Below are 16257 nucleotides of genomic sequence, written 5' to 3'. Positions count from 1 at the left end.
GCGCTTCGCTTATCAGGCCTACAAGGGCTGGTCCTGTAGGCCGGGTAAGGCGCAGCCGCCACCCGGCGCTTTCGCAGACGCGTTCCGCTCCGCCAGCAGCCGACAAATCTCCGCGTGCTTCTCCTCGGTAAAGGTAAAGCGCGACATAAACACGATGCGTATCAGCGAACCAATCGCTGGCAGCAGGCAAATCCCAAAGAACAGCCCCGCCAGCACGCCTTCGCTCTGGATTTGCGCCTGCGGCACGTAGCCGATCATCGTCAGAAACACGCCGATTAACCCGCCGCCCACCGCCACCGACATCTTGCCGGTAAAGGTCTGCCCGGAGAAGGTGATCGCCGCGCAGCGCTTGTGGGTGTGGTACTCCGCGTACTCGATGGTGTCGGCAATCATCGACGAGGTGAGGATGTTGGTCATCATCACGAACAGCGTGCTCAGGCCGAGCAGAATAAACAGCATCGTCACCTGCTGATACCCGACAAACCACATCACCACGCGCACCGCCACGTCCAGCCCGCAGAGGATCATAAACAGCTTCCGCTTCTGCATCCGGCGCGTCAGCATCGGGGCGACCAGGCACAGCACTGCCGCCACAATCCCCATCACGCCAATTGCCATCTGCAGGCTACCGTCGCCCAGGTTGTTGATAAAGAAGTAGATATACAGCCCGCCCGCCACGTTGTGAAACACGCAGAAAAAGAACGACAGCAGGACGATAAACAGCGGCTTGTTCTGGCGCAGGTTGTGGAAGGTATCGCGGATGGTCACCTTTTCCGGGCTCGGCGGCACGCGCTCTTTGATCTGCATAAAGCCGTTGAGCATCAGCGGCAGGCCCACCAGCATCATTACCAGCGCCGCCATAAAGTAGCCTTTATCGTTGCTGTACTGGGCGAAGAACGCCGCCAGCTTCGGGAAGAAGATGTTGGCACAGGCAATCCCGGCATTCACCCCGAGCATCGCCGCCGTCACCGCGCGGGTGCGCTGGGCGGAGTCGTTGGTCATCACCGACGACATCGACCAGAACGGGATATCGGAGATGGCGTACAGCGTTCCCCACAGGATGTACGTCACCCCGGCGTAGAGGATTTTGGTGGTCATGTCCGCTTCAATTTTATAAAACGCCAGCAGCGTGACGCCGGTGATCAGCAGCGGCGCGATCAGCAAAAAGTGACGAAATTTGCCGAACCGGCTGTTAATAGTGTCCATGATGCTGGCAAACAGCGGATCGTGAACCGCGTCCCACGCGCGGGCAATCAGGAAGATGGTGCTTGCCGCCAGCGCCGAGATCCCCAGCACGTCGGTGTAGAAATAGTTAATAAATGAACCCACTAAACCAAAGCTAAAACACTGACCTAATCCATAACCAAAATAAGACCACAACTCGCGAGACGGTATTTTCATTGTCATTGCCATAGTGCGTACCTGGTTGCCCGGCGGCGGTCCGCCGGGTCGTTATTATTCGCCCTGCGCCTGCGGAGCGATCTTGCGCAGCTGCTGCATTAATGCGATTTCACGCCGTGAGAACGGAATGCCGTTCTCCTCGAACACGTCGTGGAACCAGAGGCGGCAGTAGTCCGTGGAATCCTTCATCACCACCGGCCACGGCAGCCACGTCTGGGTTTTACCGCGCACCAGCCCCCACTGGTACGGCGCGACCTTCGCCGCGTACATCAGCGGGAGCTGCTCTTCGATGGTGCTGCCCACGTGGCGCGCCAGCCATTCGGTGCAGAACAGCGGGCGACCAAGCGCCTGCAGCTGCTGGATAATCGCCGTCATGCGCCCCGTGTGGGTGTAGGCGTGGAAGCTCACCACGTCCGAGAGCGCCAGCGCGGTCTGGTCCAGTGGATGCCGGAAGAACGTCTCGCCCTCCTCTTCCGGCGGCAGACGCCACGCGCAGACAGTAAGCGGCTGGGTTGGGTCTTCTTCACGCACCCACCGGAACGCGAGCTTCATCAGCGCGTGGGCGCAGGTCTCCAGCTTCGCGTCGTACTGCACCTCCTGCGTGCCGGTCGCGAAAATGCCGCGGTTGCCCGGCTCGTTATAGAGATCCCACAGCAGCACGCGCTTATCGTCGCGGAACTGGCGCACAACGTCGCGGATATAGCGTTCAATGTCTGCCCAGCAGTCGGGATCGCACACCTTGTCGCGCCCCGGGCTCGCCGCCGCCTGACTGTTGTGCTTGCCCGGCACGGGCGGCTTTTGCGGGCCGAGGTACGGCTCGTCGCCGGAGAAACCGCAGTCGTCCATCAGGGTCAGCATGGTGCTGAACCCGTGACCGTCGGCAATCGTCAAAAACCGGTCGATGCGCGCCATCAGTCCGTCGCGGTCGTACTCCCAGACGATAAACGGCAGGTTGATGCGCAGGGTGTTATAGCCCGCCTCCGCCGCCCAGCCCAGCTCGCGCTCGATGGTTGCGGCATCGAAGGTCTCTTCCTGCCAGATATCGGTCCAGTTCACCGCCGTCGACGGCAGATAGTTAAACCCGCACAGCCAGCCTTTTTGCTCATACCACGCCTGTGCCTGCTCCCTGCTCCACTGCTCTTTCATTACGCGTCCTCTTACTGATAATATTTAGCTAATAAATATTAGCTGCAGGATAAATGCGCAAATCACGGCGTTTAGAAAAGCGATGCCCCTCACAAAGTTCGCGCTTTGATGAATGAGAAACGTGATCGACGGCGCTAAAGCGTGCGGTTAGGGTATGATGCGAAGTCGCGAAAGGGAGAGGACGGATGAAGCGAAAGACAAAAGTGACGATGAACGATATTGCGCGGGCGGCGGGCGTGTCGCAGGCGACGGTATCGCTGGTGCTTAACCAGTCCCGCAACATCAAGCTCAGCGACGACACCCGCCAGCGGGTCATTGGCGTCGCTACCGAGCTCGGCTACGACCGCCTCCCCGCCGTTCACGCCCCGCGCAACCAGGAAGAGATCGCCCTGCTGGTGAGCTCCATGCAGAGCTTCGACCCGTTTATCGACGCCATCAGCCAGGCGCGGGAAGCCGCGTGGCGCAACGAGACGTTGCTCACCGTCTACGACTACGGCGACGACATCGAGCTGGCGCTGAACATCATCCGCCAGCTGGAGAAGCGCAACTGCATCGGGATTATTCTCGCGTCTCCGGTCACCACGCTGGTGGACATGACGGCGTTCCAGGACTGCACCCGCATTCCGCTGGTGCTGCTCAACCAGCGCGACCCCGGCTCGCCGCTGCTGCCGTCGTTTATCCCGGACGACTACGCCAACGCCTTCCAGGTGACGAAACACCTCATCGCCTGCGGGGCCACGCGCATCGCCCACATCACCGGGGAGAGCTGGATGGAGGCCTCCCGCCAGCGTCTGGCGGGCTACCAGGCGGCGCTGGAGCAGGCCGGACTCGCGTGCGACGACGACCTGGTGCGGCAGACCAACTGGCAGTTCAGCGAGTCCTTCACCGCCACCACTTCGCTGCTGGAACTGGCCGAGCGCCCGGACGCCATCTTCTGCGCCAGCGACTGGCTGGCGATTGGCTGCTATCAGGCGCTGGCGGTGAACGGCGTACGCATCCCGCAGGACATGCTGCTGGCGGGCTACGACGACCAGAAGATTTCCGAACAGCTCACCCCGCCGCTGACCAGTATCCAGCTGCCCTACAGCGAGCTGGGACGGCTGGCAGTGGAGTACCTGAGCAACCAGGAAGATGCCGCCACGCACGTGACGCTGGCGGGCAGGCTGAAGGTGCGCGCCTCAAGCCTCGTCTGAGGTAAACACCATGCCCGCATAGGGCTTCTCGCGACACGCCGCCAGCCGCGCGGCGAGGCTGCCCACGTGCAGCTCCAGCTTGTGCCCGTCCGGGTCGAGAAAATAGAACGACGCCCCCTCGCTTTTGTTCTGCTTCCAGACGGTGACGCCCGCCTGCTCCAGCTTATTCGAGAACGGTTCAAAATCCGCTTCCGCCACGGTAAACGCGTAGTGGGTATAGTCGCTCTCCTGCGGCGGCACGTACCGGCGCGCCTCGTCGTACGACAGGCAGACCCACAGATCGCCGCAGGTGAGATAGGCCCCGGTATTCCAGCGGGCGTGCAGCGCAAGCCCCAACAGCTCGTGCCAGAAGGTGACGCTTTTTTGCAGGTCGCTGACCGCGAGGGTCAGGTGGTTGAGTGATTGCAGCATGACGTGCCCTTTTGTTTTTCGCGCCGGACGTGATACGGTAAAAGCATGAACATAAACCACGCCGTGCTCACCGTAAACCGCTGGTGGCTGCCTTCTTAAAGGCGGCACGGAGTAGTTTTCCCCATTTTCAGATAGCCGCCGAAAGGCGGCTTTCACATTTCTAAGACCCCTTTCGGCAACTGCACATTAAGGAGTCTTTATGAACGCACAAACCATCCTCACCGGCGATCGCCCAACCGGCCCGCTGCACCTCGGTCATTTCGTCGGATCGCTGCGCCAGCGCGTGGCGCTCCAGCAGACGCACAGCCAGTTTGTGCTGATTGCCGACCTGCAGGGGCTGACCGATAACGGCAGCAACCCGCAGAAGATCCGCGACAACATCCCCGAAGTGCTGGCCGACTACCTCGCCGCCGGCATCGACCCGAACCTGACCACCCTCTGCCTGCAGTCCGCCCTGCCCGCCCTCGCCGAGTTGACGATGCTGTATATGAACATCGTCACCGTCGCCCGCGTGGAGCGTAACCCGACGGTGAAAAACGAGATTGCGCAGAAGGGCTTTGCCCGCTCGCTGCCGGTCGGGTTTATGGCCTACCCCATCAGCCAGGCGGCGGACATCACCGCGTTTAAGGCCGAGTGCGTGCCCGTCGGCGACGACCAGCTGCCGATGATTGAGCAGACCAACGAGATTGTGCACAAGATGAACAGCCTGCTGCCTACCCCGGTGCTGCGCCACTGCAAGGCGATGCTGAGCGACACCAGCCGCCTGCCCGGCATCGACGGCAGCGCCAAGATGTCGAAATCACTGGGCAACACGCTGCACCTTTCGGCCAGCGAAGAGACCATTCACCGTGCGGTCAGCGCCATGTACACCGACCCGAACCACCTGAAGGTGAGCGACCCGGGGCAGATTGAGGGGAACGTGGTGTTTACGTACCTCGACGCGTTTCATACGGACAAAGCCAAAGTGGCGGCGATGAAGGCGCACTATCAGTCTGGCGGGCTGGGTGACCGGGCGTGTAAGAACGAGCTGGAGGCGTGCCTGCAGGAGCTGATTGCGCCGATGCGGGAGCGGAGGGCGATGTATATGCAGGACAAGGGGGAACTGATGACGATGCTGAAGCGCGGGACGGAACGGGCGCAGGGGGTGACGCAAGGGACGTTGAGGGAGGTGAAGATGGGGCTGGGGGTGCCGGTGTTTAGTTAAAGTAAATTTAGCGGTGGAGTGCGTGGGATTGGCATGAAGCCGCTAAGTCGGTTATGACGGAAATCAGCGAGGCGCAATAAATTCTGAAATGCATTATTAGCCATTGTCGTTTGTCATTCTGTTGAGAGCGCTATATTCATAGACTCTTTATATTTTTCGAACGTCGTAGCAAATGTTATGAGCAAGTTTATCATTTACATGCTGAATATATTTTTTTGTGGTTATGTGCTGACTATATGCCTCATTTCTTTGGTTAGTTTTGATAACTGGGAGGACCGTACAATCGCAATAACAGTCATATTAGTAAGTGCACAACTTATTGCGACATTACTTAATCGGGTACTGCCTCATAAGTTACATATTTTAGGGGGGATAGCTGAACGGGTAGAAGGTCCGCTATTAGTGATTGGTGCAATTGTATGTCTGGATGTTTTAGAACCCTGGCCGATGAAGATTATTGGGATGTTTGCGTGGGTTATTTTTATGATGTTTAGGCCATCATTTATGAAAAGAGATTAGTAATGATAATCCCCGCCCGCGCATACAAAACGCTGGCGGGCAAGTTCAATATAACGTTATGCAGCAGAACCAGAGGTTGGACGTTCATTCCACGCATCGTGCGCTAACAAGTTACCGTCTTTGTATAAATGGGTAATCTTCTCATAATTAAACGCCACTTCCTCCATATGCCCCGTCCCCGGACAGCCTCGGGTGTCGTACATGACTGGACTCACAGAAATGACCTTAACGTTCTCAAGCGTGATTCGGTAATACTCCTCCTCCTGCCCGGAATAGTTAATATGGTAAAACCTGAATTCTGCCGTTTTAAGGGTCTGCCCCGTTGCTGCCGCTTTGAACAGATAGGGCGAAGAGCTGTCCAGTTCCTTGGTAAACTGAAATGGCGAATGCTGGCGAGTGCCGGTGACCTTTCCCGTTGCCGAGTCGGTTGGCAGGCTGAGGTTATGTTGTAATCCTCTTAGCTCAATACTTCCTTCCCTGTGTGCAACGTCACAGGAACCACAAATCATTGTGCCGCCGTCATTGGTTAAAAAAAGATGTACAGGTACGGCCATTCTATTGCTCCTTGCATTTTAGTCGTATAACCATTTGCCCGCTTTTGCGGATTCGATAAGCATTCCGATGGTGAAATCTGGAACCATCACCACAGGGAATTTCTTGAATGGATTCCATGAAAAGGGTTCATCAGGATAGTAGCTGTTTATGTTAAAATTCCCTCTATCAACATCAAATTCTTTAAAAAACTCTTCCATTAAATCTTCTGCTTCAGTGACATCAAGCTGCATATCAGTATCCAAATCAGTTTTTGCATTCAGTAATTTTTGCTTCTCTTCGTTATTCATCAGATAAACGCCGTTATAGCGTCTGGCTAAGGCGTAGATGCGCGGCTCAATATCCTCTACCATAGTTTGTCGGTGCCCCGTGCGATTCGATTATAATCACGTATAGCAGCATAGGTGATTAATGATACGTCAGCGACTAATATCACCATACCAACTAATGGAATCGTTCTTCCGATAAACGTACTGATTTGTGAAACCATTCTACAGCGTACAGTCCATGGCGTGTAGCCGCCAATCCATGTCGGGAGCCTAATGCCATACGGGAACTTAGCTTGTTTGAAATAGCGCCTCATGGCTTTCGAGGCTCGGGACGTTCCTTCCTTCGCTCCCGCGGGTTTCTTTCTGGTCTTCTGATTATTAGCACCGCTGTATAGCGCAGCAATTCCAGCGACATCGTCAATACCAAAATGATCGGCAATTGATTCGCAGTAAATCATAAAGAAAAGGCCGCCAGCGGTAAGATTTGTTCTGCCAGCATAAAAATACGTTCCATTTAGTTCTTCTGTTGTGTCCATTCTTCCTCCGAGGATTGCTCCAGGAAGAGATAATAAAAACTGATAAAGAATTATTTTGAGAGATACAGCTTATTTTTCAAAAAAATAAAGCATTCGTCTGAGCATAACTATCCGTCGTTATTATTCATAATTATTATATGAAAAAAACCCTATAATTAATCCCGTATAAACCCATTAGATGAAATACTGTAAAAAAGAACTGTGGTGCCGGGTGCCTCCCGGTGAGCAAAGCCCGCATAATGACGTTAACCCATAAATTATGCCCCACCGCACAGGGGGATTCACCACAATCCGGAGTATAAGAAAAAAACCACGATAAAAAAGCCATTCAAACTTCTAATAAGACGTCAATTACTTAGCCACTTCACTGAATTACGCCTATCCCTTTAAATACCTCAATTCTTGGCACCTTATTAATCATTCGATTTATTGATGTATTTCATTTTTGTGCCAGGATTTTTAACGAATAAAAATGACTGGCCGGAAGATACCCTACCTCTCCTCCGGCGCGCACAGGGACAAATAAGATGAAACTCAGGATAACATTACTTTCAGCGCTGCTGGCGCTTCCGCTATTTGCTCAGGCTACCTGCCACGTCCCGGAAACCCTCTCCGGCAAAATCTTTATCAACAAAACCGGTCCGCTATGGTCTGTGCAAAACCCCAATGCCGATAGCCTGCTCCGGCTGGAGTTCACTGACGATACGTATACCAGCCATTTCTTGCGCACCGGCGACAAGGTACAAGGGAAATACCGATATGAAGTTTTAAAAAGCCAGACGGGCCTGGCACACAGCGTAGGCGTTCTGGAAGCGGAGGAGGATTTTCAGGGCCAGACGACGCTGTTTACCCTCACGCTCGTCTGCCTTAGCGACAAGACAGGCACCTTTGTCTATAACCAGCGTCAGGGGGCGATTAAACCGGATATCAGGCAGAACACAGGGGTCTGGATAGTCCAGGATCCTGCGTCCTGAACAAGCACCGACTGACATCCTGGAAATTTTCCTTCTGCGTAACAGTGATAAAAGGACAAAAAGATGAACACCTCCCACGCATTTCCCTGGCAGCAGGTTGTCAGCGCCCAGGGCTACACGGCGAAATCGAAGGACTCTGTGACCCACTTTACCGACACACTGTTATGTATCGATGGCAGTGGCACCATCGTGGATATTTTTCAATGTAACGACAGCGCGTTCAGGCCCGTTCGCGACGCCGCCCGTAAGGCGGGTAAGCTCACCGAGCTCTCTTCAGACCAGTACCTGCTGCCCGGCCTGATCGATCTGCACGTCCATGCCCCGCAGTGGCCGCAGATGGGCAAGGCGCTGGATAAACCGCTTGAGGCGTGGCTGAATGACTATACGTTCCCGCTGGAGGCAAAATACGCCGATACCGACTTTGCCCGCCGGAATTACACGGAACTGGTCGATGCACTGCTGGCGAACGGCACGACTACTGCCGTCTACTTCGCGACCCTGCACACCAGCAGCAGCGTGGAGCTGGCCCGCATCTGTGTGGAGCGAGGACAGCGGGCCCTGGTTGGCCGGGTGGCAATGGATGATGAATCCCAGTGTCCGGACTACTACCGGGACGAAAGCGCCGGTTCGGCTATTGAAGAGACGCGGGCATTTATTAAGTATGTCGAACAGCTGCCCGGCAATACTTCAAAACGCGTGCTTCCGGTCATTACCCCACGGTTTATCCCGTCCTGTACGGACACCCTTCTCGAAGGGCTGGGAAAACTGGCCGCTGAGACGGGCTGCCACGTGCAGACTCACTGTTCCGAAAGCGACTGGGAACATGCTTACGTTAAAGAACGTTTGGATAAAACGGACACCGTGGCGCTGCGTGATTTTGGCCTGTTGACCAGAAAGACCATCCTCGCGCATTCAAACCACATTGAAGATGACGATGCTCACCTGATCCACCAAACCGGGGCGGGCGTCGCGCACTGCCCTCTGTCCAATTTCTATTTCGCTAATGCGGTCTTTCCCCTGCGCGCCATGCTGGACCACGGGCTTCACGTCGGTTTAGGTACCGATATCGCGGGCGGCCATAGCCCTTCGGTATTTGATGCCTGCCGACACACCCTTACCGCCAGTAAAGCCCTGAATGATGGCGTCGACGCCCGCATCCCTGAGGAACGACGCGGCAGACCGGACTCGGCAGTCAGCTTCCGTGAAGCGTTCTGGCTGGCGACAGCCGGCGCGGGTGAGGTGCTTGATCTGCGCGTGGGTAAACTGGCCGTGGGATATCAGTTCGATGCCATTGTGATTGATACCCGGGCTGCAGGCAGTGATATTTATATCCATCCCGCTGAAGACCAGCCTGAGGATATACTGCAAAAAATCATCTACAACGCCAGACGAAATAATATCAGCCGCGTCTGGGTGGACGGGAAAGCGGTAAATATTCAGTAAACTGCTGACGCAATATCTGGTTTCCTAGCGAGAAATACCTTGTATTTTCGCAGGGAAATCAGATGGCAATTTATAATTTTTTAGCTCAAGCCGTTATTTATTAAAACGAATTAACTAAGATTTATCTTAAAACAACCCACTCTCAATCCAGCGCTCATCCTGTTTCAGGGAAAATATTGCTCGTTAATATGCCATTTTAAATTTGATGTCGCCCATAACCAATTCTACTCTCTCTACGTCACGCGGTTACTGACCGTTGATATCAGAGTCATATTCATAACGCAGGGAAGTATTAAGCCCCGCTAAAATCTACAACACTGACATCCGAAGGGAGATAGAACATGTCTACAAAAAGCGCATGGTCTGGCGAAATCAATTCGACATTAGAACAGGGTGCCAATACAGGTCTGAAAGTCAATAAAGGAGATAAGATCACCATTATTGCTACGGGTCTGATCAAATATGGCAAGGAGGATTACGCGTGGGCTTATCCGGGCGGCAATATTGGTAAAAACGGGCAATAAAAGGATATTGCTATCCTCAAAGCCCGTTTTAGTGAGTCCGGTAAAAGCTATGACATCGGCACCGGGGTATATAAGCTGTCCGCACCGGAAAGCGGAGAGCTGAGATTATTCATTAGCGACTCATCCCACAGCGATAACAGCGGTGCATTCCATGCGGATGTTTATCTGGGTGAGAATGAGGAACTCGCGACAGATGAACCCGTTCAGTGGAAAGGCCACATCCCCGCGACCAGCAGCGAATGGGTGAAAACCGGCATTACCATCCGCAAAGGCGATAAAATCCTGCTGGTCGCCTCTGGCCAGGCCCAGTACGACAGCCGAGGGCGCACCTTCGGACCTGATGGTGACAGCAAACACCCTTCCGCCCAGACTCCTGACGCATCGTTTGTGCTGCCGGGCGCGATTGCAGGCGCACTGTTGATTAAAACAGGCAGCCATATCCATTCTATTGGTTCCGGCGGCAAGCCATGGGAAGTCCCGGAAGAAGGTGAAATTGCTTTTATTTTTAACGATACTAACAAGGCTTCGGAATATGCCAATAATACGGGCGGCTACGACGTGAACCTGATCGTAACGCGCTAAAGGTATGCAGGGTGAAATTCACTTCACCCTGCAAAATATTTCAGGATGTACGATTACCCGCGTTTGATCACCGGTATATCGCCGGTATCATTCAGCGCCCCCGGGAACGTCTTCAGCCACTGCGCGACTTTTTGTTTATTAATATTCACCACACTCATCCCTTCCAGGCATCCCCATAATTCTCTTGTATGCTGTGGGGTAATCACAATGCAGTCTTTCATGGCGCGGATTTTCACGGGCATACCATTGATAAAGCCTGCACGGGTTAACCACTCGCCGCCCAGCAGAAGATATTTCATGTCTATCCGTGCATACAGTTCGCAGCAGGCTGCGCTGTCCTGCGGCGTTTCCGCGCGGGGATGAACGGGCGCCACGTTGGGCTGGTTGCCGTGAAGACGGCGGGCGCTGTTTTTGCGTACCAGCTCGCGGTTTTCAATCATGCTGGTGAAAGCGTCTGATTCTGTTTTGCAAACAGTAAACTCTGGCTTAAAATTCGTCGCAGCCATTTTCAACTCCTCTATAGTTGGTTGTGGTTAGCGGTATGGGGGTGTTGCAGCACCTTCATATCGCGAATTCTCTCTTTAAATATTCCTTGATACTTCCTTTGACGTTCGGCGTAATTTCTGGTGCTCATTATACAGGGCTGAATATAAATACAGCGGTCTGGTGTGGGGTAAATTTGGAATTTGCGAGGGGGATTCAGGAAATAGAGTTCTTTGCGGTAAGGTCATGTTTTTGTTGATTGCGGGTTGATTGGTCTGGGTTTTGCGAGCATCATCGCTATTATTTACTTTCTTCCGTAACGCGATGGCTTCCAGCAAAACTCTCGAACAGGCGATTGCCGACATCACCATCTGGCGCAAAGGCGAACAGCGTGCGCCGCATAAGCCTTTATTGCTTCTGTACGTGCTGGCGAGCTATCAGCAGGGGCATGCGCGATTGTTTGATTACGGAACCGAGGTCCACGAGCAGCTACTAAACCTGTTAGAACGCTTTGGCCCACAGCGGAAGGCGCATTACCCGAATATGCCTTTCTGGCGGCTTCAGGGGGATGGATTTTGGGATCTTCAAAATACTGAGTTCTGTTCAACCACGGGTAGCAAACAGCCACCAGTAAAAGAACTTGTGGAGCATAACGTCGCAGGCGGGTTTGATGAAGAACACTTTGCGCTGCTGAATAAGAACAAAAATCTGATCGGCTCGCTGGCGCAGCAGATCCTTGAAGCGCACTTTCCTGAAAGCATTCAGGAAGAGATCGCGGATGAAATGGGTTTTGATATTCAGCAGATCCGTAAGGTTCGCGATCCGCAGTTCCGCCAGCAGGTGCTACGTGCTTATAACTATGAGTGCGCAATCTGCGGGTTTAACATGCGACATGATAACGCCTCTGTTGGACTTGAAGCCGCGCATATCAAGTGGAAGCAGTTTGGCGGACCGTGTGAGATCCCGAACGGACTGGCGTTGTGTGCGATTCATCATAAGGCGTTTGATAAGGGATCGATTGGACTGGATGAGAGTATGCGGGTGCTAGTGTCTGAGGCGGTGAATGGGGGTGGGATTGTTGGCAGGCTGTTCTGGGATTTTGCAGGCAAGCAGATTGCGCTGCCAATGGTGAAAGGGAACTATCCAAAGAAGGGGTATGTGGAGTGGCATCGTAGGGAGGTGTTTAGAGGATGAGTGCGAAGGCCGGACTCGCCAAGTCAATCTAACCATCTGAATTACATAAATATATAATCAGTAAGCAATGCTTTGTATACTTACTTGTATACTCAATCAATTTCAATTAGCAAACATTAAAAATCAATGAGTTAGCTCAAGTGTTATATTCCCAGTTTAAGCCATTTTTGCCAGCAAAGAGCCTCGTTAAAATGGCCGCATTACCTAGGCTTAGCTAACGTTCCTGGATAGTGTTTAGCGATGATATCGTTCATCATCTCAATCAACTCTTGGCGCTTAAATGTCAAGTGCGCAGTGCCCTTTTGAAAATAACGAATACTGAAGAACTCATCCTCGTAAGCATCCTTAGCCGGATTATCCCGAATGTGTTCCATCAATCGGACAGAGATATCACCACGGTTGTCAGGTACTGGTTTGCCATCGAGTAAAAACAGCACTCGCTCCAGATCAGCCAACTGATCCCGCCGCCAGCCCCAGTTCAGACTAAATCCCCATCTGTTATACGTCACCAGATTATTGACGATGATCTTCTTACCAAAGCTGCAGGGGCTATTGGTTTTGTAATCCCATGAAAGCCCTTTGAAGACGTTGATGATCCCGTGCTCAAATACATCCATTTTGTTCAGATGTAACTGTTCAAAAGTACTGAGGATGTTCGCCTCGCTGATGGCAGGAAGATCGCCCTCCTCCAGGTTCTTGTGCCACTGGTCGCGGGCCTGTGCATCCATCAAGGTCATCATGCCGGATTTCAACATCAAATCGCGCCAGATGCTCCGATCTATATTGCGGGTGACGGCTGGCATCGCGTTATCGGCCTTTTCTGTCAGCCAACTGTCGTAACGATGTCCAGCTTTCATCGCCCAGTCTTGCGCGGTACCACCGCCGACTTCTGAGGTTAGGTGTGAAATGGCATCAAGCTGCTGAATGAGTTGTTCGATCTGTTCCAGTGCGGTATCGCGGCCCGTAACAACACGTTCGATACTGGTCGAAAGGATGAGCTCGTTGTGCTCAGTTAATACATCGGGTTCTGTTTGCATCGTAATCGTCCATAAAAGCAAACACGCCTGCCAGGAGTGGCAGGCGCATTATGCGATGAATAAAAAGAGTGGAAAGTGCGAAGGTAAAAATCAGGAATGAGGCTCGAAAAATTTACGGATTCATCAGCCCGGTAGCACGCCTTGCTCTGAGAATATCGGTAGCGGTCAGGAATGGTGTCTGCTCCTGCCAGGTAAATCCTTTGCGGTCAGTGCGCACCAGCTCATAACGTTCCACCAGGAAATTCACCGCATCAGCCAATGTTATTCCCGCTTCTATATGCTCCTGGATGGCTGAATCATCATAGAATGGCGTATCGTTGAGCGTCAGGCCGTAATGGTGTTCTAACAGATACGTTAACAGTTGCTGCCAGACCTTTACGGGTGACTGACGTGACGAAACCGGCACCATGGTCGGTGCAGATGAAATGTGCATGAGTTGAGTCCTGATAAAAAAATTAGATGGCTAAAATCTGAGGATAAATAGCGATATATACGTAGCCATAACTGGCACGGGTATCTGCTATGCAGGTTAGACTCGCAAGCTGAATAGTCACCTGATGTTGCTGGTGTGGATTTAGCTCACCGGAATGCAGCATGGCTTCTAGCTGATCTATAAACAGCGGGAAAGCCTGATCCAGTTTCTGCAATTGCTCCGGGGTAAAACTCCCCGTCAAACCAGCCCTGTCAGCCAGGTAATGCAGGCAGTTGCCTTCCTGAACCAGTCTTGCACCAAAGCGTGGGATGATATCGCTTTGTAGCCCCCATTCATGGGATGGTGTTAATGACATGGATACCTCCGTTTAAAGCAAACCTTGCTCCGCAAAAGAAACCACTTCGTTCCCAACCACAAGATGATCCAGCACTCGCACTTCGACCAATGCCAACGCTTTTACAATCCGCTGAGTGACATGTTTGTCCTGTTGGCTGATTTCTGTCGTACCTGACGGATGGTTGTGCGCCAGAATTACCGCTGCGGCATTGTGCTTCAGGGCCAATTTAACCACTTCGCGGGGATGCACTTCGGTATGGCTGAGTGTGCCGGTAAACAGTGTTTCTCGTTCGAGTAGACAGTGCTGGTTGTCGAGATACATCACGATAAAGACCTCACGCTCCTGATGAGCCATCTCTAGCTGCAACCAGGTTTTTGTATAGCTGGTGGAGGTAAATGACTCACTCGGCTGACGCTGGTATTTCTCCAGCAGCCGCAATGCCCGACGGATGACTCGCTGCTCGTTTGCAGGAAATACCGGGGATAAACTGGACGTAGACATAATGGTTCCTTAAAACAAAAAGCCCCGCTGGTTTATTAGCAGGGCCTGAAGGATGATAAAAAGTCTCATGAAGCGAGCTGCAGCATATTCTCAGCCATCACCCACAGGGCACGGTTGAGCTTTACATCACCGTCGATACCTTTAACAGCGCGTGTATGGGCGCGTTTACCTTTGGTCGTTCGCCCCGACAGCCCACCTTTAATCAGGTTTTCCTGAATACGCTGGTAAGTAGTCCACAGGTCGTTACTCTCATCCTGCCAACGGCGTGGGGAAAGGATTTGCGATTCCGTCACTGGCTGATGCTCTTCGCCAAAGCGATAGGTTAATGCCGCTTTTGCCATCGCCTGCTGAGCTGGCGGCGGTAGCATCAGTGACTGCATCGCATCGCGTTTGTCTTCTACCCGGTCAAAAATCCCCAGCACTTCGTAAGCCCCTTCAATGACTTTCTCCACCACGTTGCCTTTATGCGGCACGCGCACCTCTCCGAAACTCTCACCGCAAATCAGCCCATTTTGGCAAACCGATCTGAATAGCCCTGGCAGCATCTGGTAAGAGCTGGATCCGTCATGACTGTTTAGCAAGATTATTTCCGGTACCTGCTTGCCGGTGATTTGCCCTTCACGCCGTAGACGCAGCATGTGTTTGGTGTGCTCACGCTTGCTCTGGTCCCGCACACGGGTCTGACAGGCAAAGAATGGCTGGAAGCCTTCACGCTGCAGATTGTCCAGCAGGGTAATAGTCGGGATATAGGTGTAGCGTTCACTGCGGGATTCATGCTTCTCTTCGCTGAAGACGCTGGGCACGTAGTGGGCCAGTTCGTCGCGGGTTAACGGGCGGTCGCGGCGTACAAAATTGACCGCTCCAAAGCGGCTGGCTAATTTCATGGTCATTTCCTGTATGAGAGACAAAAGAAAACGCCCCGCTCGAATGAGCAGGGCGCTGGTTATGTGCCGCTGATGTTTAAGTGTTGCGGATAAGGCTTACGGAAGGGCAAATTTCGGTACGCAGCCTTTATCGCCGAATTCAGGAATAACGGCGGCAGCACCTTTGAGCGTGAACGCTGCTGGTTTCACGCCGATTCCTGAAACAATGACGCGCTTACCGCTACGTAATTTATTCCATGCCCACATCACATTATCTGAGCCCACATGGGATTCGCTTTCGCTGATATTCGCTTCTTCTTCGTTATCAATTTTCATGGTCAGCTTCTGCCCGCCGTCCATGCTTACCCGATGGCCGTTTACGTCGGTGAAGATAATGGTCGCCGCCTGTGAACCAGTGCTTTCGCAGGCGAGGTATAACTGTGACAGTCCCTTACCGAGGATGCTGTATTCAGCGGTGCCCTGAGCGTAGCCGCTGGTCCAGGCATCGTGGTTGCCAGATGCCATTGCATGGGCGGATAAAAGAAGAGCGAGGGTAAGGGGAATACAGGGGTTTAGCGTATTAGGCGACAATTACCCCGTCCGCATCGCGACAATTACTCTGGCCTGTTTGTAATCTGAGCGTCCTGTTTCTTCT

Annotated in this window: 21 protein-coding genes; 8 read left to right on the top strand and 13 right to left on the bottom strand. The window is 53.1% G+C overall.

From position 1 onward, the window contains the following. Nucleotides 1-18: 18 nt before the first annotated feature. Both FU672_RS23030 and FU672_RS23025 read right to left on the bottom strand, forming a co-directional pair. Nucleotides 19-1413 (bottom strand): MFS transporter, encoded by a 1395-nt coding sequence (locus tag FU672_RS23030; protein ID WP_148244986.1) that lies wholly within the window; start codon nt 1411-1413, stop codon nt 19-21. A 42-nt stretch (nt 1414-1455) separates the two neighbouring features. After that, nucleotides 1456-2547 carry a cellulase family glycosylhydrolase gene (locus FU672_RS23025; RefSeq protein ID WP_148244985.1) on the bottom strand — a complete coding sequence of 364 codons (1092 nt, stop codon included), beginning with the start codon at nt 2545-2547 and terminating at the stop codon, nt 1456-1458. A gap of 185 nt (nt 2548-2732) precedes the next feature. Here FU672_RS23025 and FU672_RS23020 point away from each other — a divergent pair, with 185 nt between their 5' ends. Next, nucleotides 2733-3740, top strand: a complete 1008-nt coding sequence (locus tag FU672_RS23020; protein ID WP_148244984.1) for a LacI family DNA-binding transcriptional regulator — start codon at nt 2733-2735, stop codon at nt 3738-3740. Here the strand turns inward: FU672_RS23020 and fosA are convergent. Next, nucleotides 3726-4151, bottom strand: a complete 426-nt coding sequence (fosA, locus tag FU672_RS23015; protein WP_148244983.1) for a FosA/FosA2 family fosfomycin resistance glutathione transferase — start codon at nt 4149-4151, stop codon at nt 3726-3728. The two genes, FU672_RS23020 and fosA, sit on opposite strands and share 15 nt — an antisense overlap. Nucleotides 4152-4350: 199 nt before the next feature. On the opposite strand from fosA, the gene trpS reads away from it, so the two are divergent. Further along, entirely contained in the window at nt 4351-5355 is a 1005-nt protein-coding gene (trpS, locus tag FU672_RS23010) for a tryptophan--tRNA ligase (RefSeq protein ID WP_148244982.1), read from the top strand. A 177-nt stretch (nt 5356-5532) separates the two neighbouring features. Continuing rightward, nucleotides 5533-5874, top strand: coding sequence for a hypothetical protein (locus FU672_RS23005; protein ID WP_148244981.1), 342 nt, complete (start codon nt 5533-5535; stop codon nt 5872-5874). 56 nt (nt 5875-5930) lie between these two features. Here the strand turns inward: FU672_RS23005 and FU672_RS23000 are convergent, their stop codons facing one another. Genes FU672_RS23000 through FU672_RS22990 form a run of 3 tightly spaced genes read right to left on the bottom strand, consistent with a single transcriptional unit; the run spans nt 5931 to nt 7231 of the window. Further along, a complete protein-coding gene (locus FU672_RS23000) occupies nt 5931-6428 on the bottom strand; it encodes an Hcp family type VI secretion system effector (protein WP_025912048.1) in 498 nt (165 codons plus the stop codon). A gap of 18 nt (nt 6429-6446) precedes the next feature. Next, nucleotides 6447-6779: a DUF1493 family protein gene (locus tag FU672_RS22995; RefSeq protein WP_148244980.1), complete on the bottom strand. Its 333-nt coding sequence runs from the start codon at nt 6777-6779 to the stop codon at nt 6447-6449. Next, nucleotides 6773-7231 (bottom strand): STM2901 family protein, encoded by a 459-nt coding sequence (locus tag FU672_RS22990; protein ID WP_148244979.1) that lies wholly within the window; start codon nt 7229-7231, stop codon nt 6773-6775. Before FU672_RS22990 ends, FU672_RS22995 begins: the two co-directional genes overlap by 7 nt. Nucleotides 7232-7758: 527 nt before the next feature. On the opposite strand from FU672_RS22990, the gene FU672_RS22985 reads away from it, so the two are divergent. The 4 genes from FU672_RS22985 (at nt 7759) to FU672_RS25290 (ending at nt 10754) form a co-directional block, all read left to right on the top strand. After that, nucleotides 7759-8205, top strand: a complete 447-nt coding sequence (locus FU672_RS22985) for a hypothetical protein (RefSeq protein WP_148244978.1) — start codon at nt 7759-7761, stop codon at nt 8203-8205. A 63-nt stretch (nt 8206-8268) separates the two neighbouring features. After that, entirely contained in the window at nt 8269-9648 is a 1380-nt protein-coding gene (guaD, locus tag FU672_RS22980; protein WP_148244977.1) for a guanine deaminase, read from the top strand. A gap of 341 nt (nt 9649-9989) precedes the next feature. Continuing rightward, a complete protein-coding gene (locus FU672_RS25295; protein WP_262349053.1) occupies nt 9990-10172 on the top strand; it encodes a LecA/PA-IL family lectin in 183 nt (60 codons plus the stop codon). A 6-nt stretch (nt 10173-10178) separates the two neighbouring features. Then, complete coding sequence (locus FU672_RS25290; RefSeq protein ID WP_316043734.1) at nt 10179-10754, top strand: LecA/PA-IL family lectin; 576 nt, start codon at nt 10179-10181, stop codon at nt 10752-10754. A gap of 53 nt (nt 10755-10807) precedes the next feature. Here FU672_RS25290 and FU672_RS22970 read toward each other — a convergent pair whose 3' ends face one another. After that, entirely contained in the window at nt 10808-11260 is a 453-nt protein-coding gene (locus FU672_RS22970; protein ID WP_148244976.1) for a SymE family type I addiction module toxin, read from the bottom strand. Between the two features lie 301 nt (nt 11261-11561). Here FU672_RS22970 and FU672_RS22965 point away from each other — a divergent pair, with 301 nt between their 5' ends. Beyond that, entirely contained in the window at nt 11562-12431 is an 870-nt protein-coding gene (locus FU672_RS22965; RefSeq protein ID WP_148244975.1) for a phosphorothioated DNA-binding restriction endonuclease, read from the top strand. Between the two features lie 200 nt (nt 12432-12631). Here the strand turns inward: FU672_RS22965 and FU672_RS22960 are convergent, their stop codons facing one another. The 6 genes from FU672_RS22960 to FU672_RS22935 form a co-directional block, all read right to left on the bottom strand. Further along, nucleotides 12632-13468, bottom strand: coding sequence for a DUF4942 domain-containing protein (locus FU672_RS22960; RefSeq protein ID WP_148244974.1), 837 nt, complete (start codon nt 13466-13468; stop codon nt 12632-12634). Between the two features lie 112 nt (nt 13469-13580). Further along, nucleotides 13581-13901 (bottom strand): TA system toxin CbtA family protein, encoded by a 321-nt coding sequence (locus tag FU672_RS22955; protein WP_148244973.1) that lies wholly within the window; start codon nt 13899-13901, stop codon nt 13581-13583. A gap of 22 nt (nt 13902-13923) precedes the next feature. After that, nucleotides 13924-14256 (bottom strand): type IV toxin-antitoxin system YeeU family antitoxin, encoded by a 333-nt coding sequence (locus FU672_RS22950; RefSeq protein ID WP_148244972.1) that lies wholly within the window; start codon nt 14254-14256, stop codon nt 13924-13926. A 12-nt stretch (nt 14257-14268) separates the two neighbouring features. Next, nucleotides 14269-14739, bottom strand: coding sequence for a RadC family protein (gene radC / locus FU672_RS22945; RefSeq protein WP_148244971.1), 471 nt, complete (start codon nt 14737-14739; stop codon nt 14269-14271). A gap of 65 nt (nt 14740-14804) precedes the next feature. Then, a complete protein-coding gene (locus FU672_RS22940; protein WP_410053338.1) occupies nt 14805-15623 on the bottom strand; it encodes a DUF932 domain-containing protein in 819 nt (272 codons plus the stop codon). Nucleotides 15624-15719: 96 nt separating this feature from the next. After that, a complete protein-coding gene (locus FU672_RS22935) occupies nt 15720-16127 on the bottom strand; it encodes a YfjT/YkfB family phage-associated protein (RefSeq protein WP_148244967.1) in 408 nt (135 codons plus the stop codon). Between the last annotated feature and the right edge of the window lie 130 nt (nt 16128-16257).

The sequence above is a fragment of the Enterobacter asburiae genome (assembly GCF_008080435.1).
Classification (GTDB): Bacteria; Pseudomonadota; Gammaproteobacteria; order Enterobacterales; family Enterobacteriaceae; genus Enterobacter; species Enterobacter asburiae_C.
This window is presented reverse-complemented; position numbering and strand designations above follow the sequence as displayed.

Bases quoted from the DNA above. Each gene is read 5' to 3' on its own strand.
- FU672_RS23020 (WP_148244984.1), top strand. From the start codon at position 2,733: ATGAAGCGAAAGACAAAAGTGACGATGAACGATATTGCGCGGGCGGCG.
- guaD (WP_148244977.1), top strand. From the start codon at position 8,269: ATGAACACCTCCCACGCATTTCCCTGGCAGCAGGTTGTCAGCGCCCAG.
- FU672_RS22995 (WP_148244980.1), bottom strand. From the start codon at position 6,779: ATGGTAGAGGATATTGAGCCGCGCATCTACGCCTTAGCCAGACGCTAT.
- FU672_RS22935 (WP_148244967.1), bottom strand. From the start codon at position 16,127: ATGGCATCTGGCAACCACGATGCCTGGACCAGCGGCTACGCTCAGGGC.
- FU672_RS22970 (WP_148244976.1), bottom strand. From the start codon at position 11,260: ATGGCTGCGACGAATTTTAAGCCAGAGTTTACTGTTTGCAAAACAGAA.
- FU672_RS22955 (WP_148244973.1), bottom strand. From the start codon at position 13,901: ATGCACATTTCATCTGCACCGACCATGGTGCCGGTTTCGTCACGTCAG.
- FU672_RS23000 (WP_025912048.1), bottom strand. From the start codon at position 6,428: ATGGCCGTACCTGTACATCTTTTTTTAACCAATGACGGCGGCACAATG.
- fosA (WP_148244983.1), bottom strand. From the start codon at position 4,151: ATGCTGCAATCACTCAACCACCTGACCCTCGCGGTCAGCGACCTGCAA.
- FU672_RS23025 (WP_148244985.1), bottom strand. From the start codon at position 2,547: ATGAAAGAGCAGTGGAGCAGGGAGCAGGCACAGGCGTGGTATGAGCAA.
- FU672_RS22940 (WP_410053338.1), bottom strand. From the start codon at position 15,623: ATGAAATTAGCCAGCCGCTTTGGAGCGGTCAATTTTGTACGCCGCGAC.
- trpS (WP_148244982.1), top strand. From the start codon at position 4,351: ATGAACGCACAAACCATCCTCACCGGCGATCGCCCAACCGGCCCGCTG.
- FU672_RS23005 (WP_148244981.1), top strand. From the start codon at position 5,533: ATGAGCAAGTTTATCATTTACATGCTGAATATATTTTTTTGTGGTTAT.
- radC (WP_148244971.1), bottom strand. From the start codon at position 14,739: ATGTCTACGTCCAGTTTATCCCCGGTATTTCCTGCAAACGAGCAGCGA.
- FU672_RS22990 (WP_148244979.1), bottom strand. From the start codon at position 7,231: ATGGACACAACAGAAGAACTAAATGGAACGTATTTTTATGCTGGCAGA.
- FU672_RS23030 (WP_148244986.1), bottom strand. From the start codon at position 1,413: ATGGCAATGACAATGAAAATACCGTCTCGCGAGTTGTGGTCTTATTTT.
- FU672_RS22960 (WP_148244974.1), bottom strand. From the start codon at position 13,468: ATGCAAACAGAACCCGATGTATTAACTGAGCACAACGAGCTCATCCTT.
- FU672_RS25295 (WP_262349053.1), top strand. From the start codon at position 9,990: ATGTCTACAAAAAGCGCATGGTCTGGCGAAATCAATTCGACATTAGAA.
- FU672_RS22965 (WP_148244975.1), top strand. From the start codon at position 11,562: ATGGCTTCCAGCAAAACTCTCGAACAGGCGATTGCCGACATCACCATC.
- FU672_RS22950 (WP_148244972.1), bottom strand. From the start codon at position 14,256: ATGTCATTAACACCATCCCATGAATGGGGGCTACAAAGCGATATCATC.
- FU672_RS22985 (WP_148244978.1), top strand. From the start codon at position 7,759: ATGAAACTCAGGATAACATTACTTTCAGCGCTGCTGGCGCTTCCGCTA.